We start from the raw sequence: 1,369 nt of genomic DNA on the forward strand, positions 1-1,369 counted from the left end.
CCCGGTTCGAGCGCGAAGTTGAAGTCGTTCTGCCCGACGCCGCGGATATAGGCGATCATGCCGCTACCGTTCTGCTGGCCCTGCGGCGTCAGCGTGACGTTTGGTGCTTGTGCGGCGACCTGCTCGACGCTGGTTTGGCTGCGGGCCTCCAGCAATTCCGCATTCATGGCGGTGATCGCCAGCGGGGTGTCCTGCAGGTTCTGTTCACGGAACTGGGCCGTGACGATGATTTCGTTGGTTGGCGTAGGAGCGGATTGAGCCTCCGCGCCGTTCTCTGACTGCCCCATTGCGGGGGAAGCTGTCGCGGCCATCGCCATTGGCGCTGACGCAAGCAGCAGTGCTCGCTTGTTGATTGTCATTTCCTCTCTCCTCCTCTGACATGCTCCGATTTTCGGATGCATTCCCTTGATTTTCTTGTGTTTCAGCCAGACCTATCTGCGACCAGATCTGCGCCTTCACGCAAGGCTTTCAACTTCTTCCAGGTGACCTGCGGATCGATCTTTCCGTATCCGGCAAAGGTTCCGAAACCGCAGTCTGTCGATGCGATGACGCGATCGATCCCGACGATGGAGACGAACCTTTCCAGCCGCTGCGCGATCAGCTCGGGGTGCTCGACATAGTTGGAACAGGTGTCGATCACGCCGGGCGCGAGAACCTTGCTGTCGGGCAGTCTGGTGTCGCGCCACACGGTCCATTCATGCTCATGCCGTGGGTTGGCCCCTTCGAACAGGATGGTCGATGGCCGCGCGCCGATGATCACATCGACCACGCGTTCGAGCGGGATGTCGTGATCGTGGGGCCCTTCGTAATTGCCCCAGCACACATGCATCCGCAGGCGTTCTTCCGGGATATTCGCGGTGGCCGCATTGAGCGCTTCGACATTGGCGGCTGCGATCTTGAGGAATTCTTCTTCGCTCGCGTCCTGGTATCCGGTGTGGCGGCTCATGGCGAGATCGGGGCAATCGAGCTGCAGGTCGAAACCGGCCGCCGCGATCGCCTCATATTCGGGCCGCATGGCATCGACCAGATCGGCCAGATAGGCCTCATGCGTCTTGTAGTACTGGTTTGGCTGGAATGCGGTGATCAGGCCGGGCGAGGCCGCATTCATGAAGCCGCGCACATCCTTTCCTTCCAGCGCCTTGGAGAAGCGCCTTATGTCTTCATGGCACGGTTCGAGATTGACCAGTTCGACCTTGTCCACGCAGGCCGCGCGAACGAATTCCTGATCACCCATGATCGCCGCGAGCTTCTTGCGAAGCTCCGGCATGGGTGCGAGATCGAGCGCGGGCTTGCGCGGGACGTCACCGCCAAAACCGGAAAGGCGCTCGGTAATGTAGGTGGAATAGCCGACCTTGCCCAATTCGCCGTC

The 1,369-nt window shown here is 60.5% G+C and carries 2 protein-coding genes; both read right to left on the minus strand.

All coding sequences use genetic code 11. The features are described 5' to 3' along the window. A partial coding sequence (locus tag ACQY6C_RS14770; RefSeq protein ID WP_427970050.1) for a TonB-dependent receptor plug domain-containing protein occupies positions 1–359 on the minus strand: 359 nt, incomplete at its 3' end. Positions 360–421: 62 nt separating this feature from the next. Then, a partial coding sequence (locus ACQY6C_RS14775; RefSeq protein WP_427970052.1) for an epoxyalkane--coenzyme M transferase occupies positions 422–1,369 on the minus strand: 948 nt, incomplete at its 5' end.

It is taken from the genome of Altererythrobacter sp., from assembly GCF_050299635.1.
Taxonomy (GTDB): domain Bacteria; phylum Pseudomonadota; class Alphaproteobacteria; order Sphingomonadales; family Sphingomonadaceae; genus Erythrobacter.